At 54.4% G+C, this 5,921-nt stretch carries 4 protein-coding genes and 1 pseudogene; 3 read left to right on the top strand and 2 right to left on the bottom strand.

Annotated features, from left to right (window positions below; translation table 11 throughout):
- Window positions 1-198 (top strand): hypothetical protein (locus CB0205_RS16490; RefSeq protein ID WP_232197267.1); only part of this gene is annotated, 198 nt, incomplete at its 5' end.
- Window positions 199-1,094: 896 nt separating this feature from the next.
- Window positions 1,095-1,220 (top strand): annotated as a pseudogene (locus CB0205_RS15290) (AbrB-like transcriptional regulator); the annotation flags it as partial.
- A gap of 267 nt (window positions 1,221-1,487) precedes the next feature.
- On the opposite strand, the gene CB0205_RS0107770 reads toward CB0205_RS15290, so the two are convergent.
- Window positions 1,488-1,772 (bottom strand): 2Fe-2S iron-sulfur cluster-binding protein, encoded by a 285-nt coding sequence (locus CB0205_RS0107770; protein ID WP_010316205.1) that lies wholly within the window; start codon window positions 1,770-1,772, stop codon window positions 1,488-1,490.
- 161 nt (window positions 1,773-1,933) lie between these two features.
- A complete protein-coding gene (locus CB0205_RS0107765) occupies window positions 1,934-4,345 on the bottom strand; it encodes a glycogen/starch/alpha-glucan phosphorylase (protein WP_010316204.1) in 2,412 nt (803 codons plus the stop codon).
- 355 nt (window positions 4,346-4,700) lie between these two features.
- Between CB0205_RS0107765 and CB0205_RS0107760 the strand changes: the two genes are divergently transcribed.
- A partial coding sequence (locus CB0205_RS0107760) for a glutamine synthetase III (protein ID WP_369791655.1) occupies window positions 4,701-5,921 on the top strand: 1,221 nt, incomplete at its 3' end.

Raw genomic sequence — 5,921 nt, 5'->3', positions numbered from 1 at the left:
GGCGAGGGGATCGAGCCCGTTCTGGATGCACTCAGAACAATTGGACTGGAATCAGGTGTTGAATTTCAAAGTAGTACTACTGGCGGCATCCACATCTGGTTCCCATTGACCAAGCCTGCAAGGACCTGGGATCTTGCCATCGCAAAACAGCGAACTCTTGAGATCAACAACATTGAAGCAAAGAATGGTGTTCTTTAGGTACGGCGCAACTGCAAGGCTTACGGCACCCAGTACCTTGCAATTAGAGCCCCACTCACAGGCGAAGGAAACGGAATCTTCATAGAAGACTTTGGATTCTCGTACGAACTATCAGTACTGAAGAATAAATGGCTGGAGTCAAAAAGCAGAAACAACCTATTGCAGGCAAATATTAGCGAGAGCTGGGCAAAGCCTTCATCTAATAGGCGAAGACAAAAGAGCAAGAGCGGTGCACTTGTCAGATCGCAGGAGCGAATAATACAAGGCTTCACCGGTAGAGGACAGACTCAAGAGATAAAGCTTGCATCGCTGCAGGTTGCACCACGATTAGTAGAGGGACTTAGCACCGAGCATGAGATTCGGGTTCGAGCCCTAGAGCTAATAACACAGGCGCCAGGCTTCGAAGAATTCTGTGGACACAAGAACGAAATAATTTCAGGCAAATATATTACAAAAAGAGATACAAAAGACTCTCCTGCTGGCCCCAGGGGGATACAAGAATACCTGGAAAGAAAAAGCCAATACAAGGCGGAGGGAAGTCGCCATATCAAGAGCAAATACAGCTCTTGAAGCTGCAACCTCAAAAGGCACAAGATTCAACAACTGCACGGAGGCATTTCAGCACCTACAAAGGAAAGGCGCGCCATCGAAATCGTGGTGGCACAAAAAGGAAAACAAAGTACTTCTTAAAACACTAAAGAGCCTTGTCGAGCCAATAGTACGCCTTCAGCAGTCACCAGACAAAGGCAAACTCGGCCAGAAACATTAATAACAAAGAGAGGAGAGATCAGGCCATATCTACTGGATTGGAGCAGAAATACGACTACATAGGGTGTATTACTTGGAACTGTCTGAATGTTGACTTGAAAGCCATCTCTGACAGGTAGGTTTCACGCAGCCTGATGATCGGTAAGGGTTACACAGCCATGTTCGACCTCAAGCCCGGAGATGAGTTCGAGATCAAGCTGGCCCTAAAGCAGATCAAGTTGATCCCCTCTGGTGGGGCCGACGAAGAGGAGTGACATCCGTGCGGCAATGGAAGCCGCTGTTGAACAGCGGCTTTTCACGCAGTAACTCCTTCAGATGTACCGCCAGCCACTTTTGGGACGGCCTGACTATTTGCTTCGCGATGGCAGTAGAGCCAGTAGCCACAATCAAGAGGGGTGGAGCACTTGCCGCGGCGAGGAGCTCAGTGGGGTCTGCTGCGCCAACAATTGTTTGATCGTTTCAAGAGATCGTCAATGGCGGCTGGAGAACAAAAGCAAGTGCCTGATGGACGAGCTGACTGATCAGGCAATGTCCTCTTCAGCATTGGCGCGGATGGTGCAATCTGATGTGGGGTAGCTCACGCAGAGCAGAGCAAAGCCCTGGGCCACCTGGTCGTCATCTAGATAGGACTGATCACTCTGGTCCACCTGGCCGCTGAGGAGCTTGCCGGCACAGGTACTGCAGGCTCCAGCTCTGCAGGAATATGGCAAATCAATGCCCTGCTCCTCTGCTGCATCCAGGATGTAGGAATCATCCGCGCAGGTGAAAGTCTCTCCGGTTTCAAGGGTGATTGTGAACTCAGCCATAACTCATTGTTAGTTGTCCATTCAGTCTCAGAGCTCTAAGCGAAGCCTGGCGTGGCTGTTGCTACTTTCCGTCGTTCGATCGGATGGCTAGAGGCATGAACAGAATGAGCATGAAGTGAGCCGACAACCAGGAAAACGCTTTGCGTCGAGTGGGAAGCCGGTTAGATCCGTTGCGATGCTTGGATCGGTAGCGGATCCAGCTTCCAGATCTTCTCTGCATAGTCTTTGATCGCGCGGTCGCTGCTGAAGAAGCCGCAGCCCATCGTGTTCGAGACTGAGGCAGAGGCCCAGTTCAATGGGTCCAGCCAGGCTCGATCGACTATGTCCTGAGCAAGGCTGTAGTCAGCGGAATCTGCGATGACCTGGAAGGGGTCTTGGTTCAGCAGATTGTCGATCAGGGGACGGAATAGATCGTGGTCACCCTCACTGAAATGCCCCGATGCAATCAACTGCAGGGCTTCTCGCAGGCCAGGGTTACTGCCCAGCCAAACTTGGGGCTGATAGCCCTGCTGAGCAATCTCACGCACCTGCTGCGCAGTGTGGCCAAACAGAAAGAAGTTTGAGGCCCCAACCCGTTCTCGAATCTCAATATTTGCGCCATCCAATGTGCCGATTGTTAGGGCACCATTGAGCGCCATCTTCATATTACCCGTGCCTGAAGCTTCTTTTCCTGCTGTTGAGATCTGTTCTGATAGATCCACGGCTGGGTAGGTGAGCTGACCCAGGCTGACGCTGAAGTTGGGCAGGAAGACAATACGTAGTCGACCGCGCATAACCGGATCCATGTTGACCATTTCAGCGATGCCAACAATCAAGCGAATGATTAACTTGGCCATTGCATATCCAGGCGCTGCTTTGCCGCCAAAGATCACCGTGCGAGGTGGCAGGTCCTCTCCATTTCGGAGTCGCAAATAGCGCTGTACCACCTCGAGGGCAGCCATGTGTTGACGCTTGTACTCATGGATTCGCTTGACCTGCACATCAAACAGTGAGGTGTGATCAACCAAGATTCCTAGCTCTTGATGGACGTAATCTGCCAAGCGCTGTTTCGCCTGTGAGCGGGCCTCTCGCCAGCCCTCCAAGAAGGAAGCATCTGCCAGCAACGGCTCCAGCAACTGGAGCTGATCTAGATCGCGCCGCCAGCCATCTCCAATACTGTCATCGAGGAGCCGCGAGAGCATTGGGTTGGCCACGGCCAACCACCGGCGTGGTGTGACACCGTTGGTGACATTGGTAAATCGCTGAGGCCATAGACGCGCAAAGTCGGCCAGCACGTCATCTCTGAGAAGCTGGCTGTGCAGCTCCGCAACCCCATTGGTGTGGTGGCTACCTATGACCGCGAGGTTGGCCATCCTCACGCGTCGTCTTGGGCCTTCTTCAATTAAGGAGAGCTTCGCAAGCAGTTGCGGTTGGCCTGGATAACGCAGGCGTACCATCCGCAGGAATCGGGCGTTGATCTCATAGATAATCTCTAGCTGTCTTGGCAGCAGCTGCTCAAACAGCTCCACACCCCAGGTTTCCAGGGCTTCTGGGAGGAGGGTGTGATTTGTATAGCTCAGGCTGGCTGTTGTAATGGACCAAGCTGTGTCCCAGTCGAGCTGTTCCTGATCGATCAGGAGACGCATCAATTCAGCAACTGCGATCGCTGGATGGGTATCATTTAATTGAATCGCAAACTTGCGATGAAAGTCTCTAACGTTCAGTCCCTGCTTCTTGAGGATGCGGAGCATGTCTTGCAACGAGCAAGAAACAAAGAAGATTTGCTGACTTAGCCGCAGCCGCTTTCCCTGATCAAATTCATCATTCGGGTAGAGGACTTTGCTAAGGGTTTCACTCTGTACCTTCGCTAAAACTGCTTTCGTGTAGTCACCGGCATTGAACGACGCGAAGTCAAAGGCCTCAGGCGCCATCGCCGACCAGAGTCGCAACGTATTAGCCGTATTCACCCCGTAGCCCGTGATCGGGGTGTCATGGGCTACTCCCAGCACGGTGGAATGCCCGATCTGAACCGGATAAGACCATTCCGGCCGAATTACCTCCCAGGGATTACCTTGGGCCAACCATGCATCAGTGCTTTCCTGTTGTCCTTCATGGGTGATGTGCTGCCGGAAGATGCCAAATTCATAGCGAATGCCGTAACCAATCGCCGGCAACTCCAGGCTGGCGAGCGATTCCTGAAAGCAGGCGGCTAGCCGCCCTAGACCGCCATTGCCCAGACCTGGCTCGGGCTCGCAGCGGATCAGGTCATCAAGGTCCAGGCCCAATTCGGCACAGGCTTTTACGGCCTCCTGGCGCATTCCAAGATTGACCAGATTGTTGTCGAGATGGGGCCCCAGCAGATATTCCGCGGAGAGGTAGGCCGCCGTTCGCACCCCCTGGGTGGTGTAAGCCTCAGCGGAGTCCACCCAGTTCTGGAGCAAGCGATCGCGAACCGCCAGAGCCAAGGCCATGTAATGGTCGTGACGATTGGCGAGGGTGGGTGACTTGGCCTGGCTGTAGAAGAGATGCCGTCGGATCTGCTCGGCCAGAGGCTGGCTGACTGTTGCCTCAGGGGTTGTGGGTTCAGGGTTCATCGGAACCGGCCAGCAAAGGATGTGTTGCTCTCAGGTAAAAGCCGCAAAAGCATCTCCAGTGCAATCCCTGGGAAGGCACGTTGCAGTCGCTATGACTACCAATTCTTGCGGATCCAAGTTTTATGTGGATTTCGCTCTTCGGATACAACTTATTCGCTAACAAAAGGAAAACTATCATTCCGACTTGTGCGGTGATTTCACCGAATAACGCTCGTTGGATCTTGTTGGATCAACGGTGGCGAATGTTCGATTTGGCAGCCATGGCGCCATTAGGAGGGCCCGTCCGACTTGTTGGGTGAAGATAGTCAGATCAGGATTCGTGCCCACTACCTATCGCCAGCAGGCCATTCGGAGCATCCTTGAGCGTCCCTCGGCTGACGTCAATGCCCCGGAGCCTCTGGATCAGCTCTGGGCCAGGGATGTCTTCAGCCTGGCTCGGATGAAGTCAGCCCTGCCGAAGGCTATTTTCAAATCCCTCCAGCGGACGATCACCCGCGGCGGCAAGCTCGATACCTCAGTGGCCGATGTAGTGGCGCAGGCCATGAAGGCTTGGGCCACAAGTCGTGGTGCGCTCTACTACGCCCACGTCTTTTATCCTCTCACCAACCTCACGGCAGAGAAGCACGACGGCTTTATCGCTCCCCAGAGCGATGGTTCAGTGATCAGTGAATTCACTGGAAAGTTGCTGGTGCAAGGGGAGCCCGATGGCTCATCGTTCCCCAATGGGGGGATTCGTTCCACCTTTGAGGCTCGCGGCTATACGGCCTGGGATGTGACCAGTCCGGCCTACTTGATGCAGACGCCCAATGGGCTGACTCTCTGCATCCCAACAGTGTTCGTGTCCTGGACGGGAGAAGCCCTCGATAAGAAGACCCCACTGCTGCGCTCCAATTCCGCGATGGATGAGCAGGCGCGCCGTCTATTGGCCCTGCTTGGTGAAACGGAGATTGCCCCGGTTAATTCCAGCTGCGGAGCCGAGCAGGAGTACTTCCTTGTGGATGCAGAATTCACAGCCCTCCGGCCTGATCTGCAGCTGGCAGGTCGCACGCTCTTCGGTGCTCCGCCTGCAAAGGGCCAACAGTTCGATGACCACTACTTCGGCGCTATCCCTGAGCGTGTGCAGGTGTTCATGCAGGACGTAGAAGAGCAGCTCTACCGCCTCGGCATACCCGCCAAGACACGTCACAACGAGGTGGCGCCAGGACAGTTCGAGATTGCCCCGTTCCACGAGGCGGCGAACGTGGCCACTGATCACCAGCAGTTGATCATGACGGTCCTGAAGTCCACCGCCAAAAAGCATGGCTTCACATGCCTGCTGCACGAGAAGCCCTTTGCCGGGGTCAACGGCAATGGAAAGCATGTGAACTGGTCAATCGGTAACAGCACCCAGGGCAACCTGCTTGATCCAGGCAACACCCCCCACGAGAACCTTCAGTTCTTGCTGTTCTGCGGCGCTGTGATCCGTGGCGTGCACCGTTTTGGTCCACTGATGCGCGCTGCGATCGCGACGGCCAGTAATGATCACCGCCTTGGTGCCAATGAGGCCCCACCGGCGATTATCTCGGTGTACCTCGGT

It is taken from the genome of Synechococcus sp. CB0205, assembly GCF_000179255.1.
GTDB lineage: Bacteria > Cyanobacteriota > Cyanobacteriia > PCC-6307 > Cyanobiaceae > Vulcanococcus.
The sequence above is the reverse complement of the archived record's forward strand: the minus strand, read 5'-3'. Positions and strand labels throughout refer to the sequence as shown.

Excerpts from the sequence above, each read along its gene's own strand:
- CB0205_RS0107765 (WP_010316204.1), bottom strand. The coding sequence starts at position 4,345 with ATGAACCCTGAACCCACAACCCCTGAGGCAACAGTCAGCCAGCCTCTG.
- CB0205_RS0107770 (WP_010316205.1), bottom strand. The coding sequence starts at position 1,772 with ATGGCTGAGTTCACAATCACCCTTGAAACCGGAGAGACTTTCACCTGC.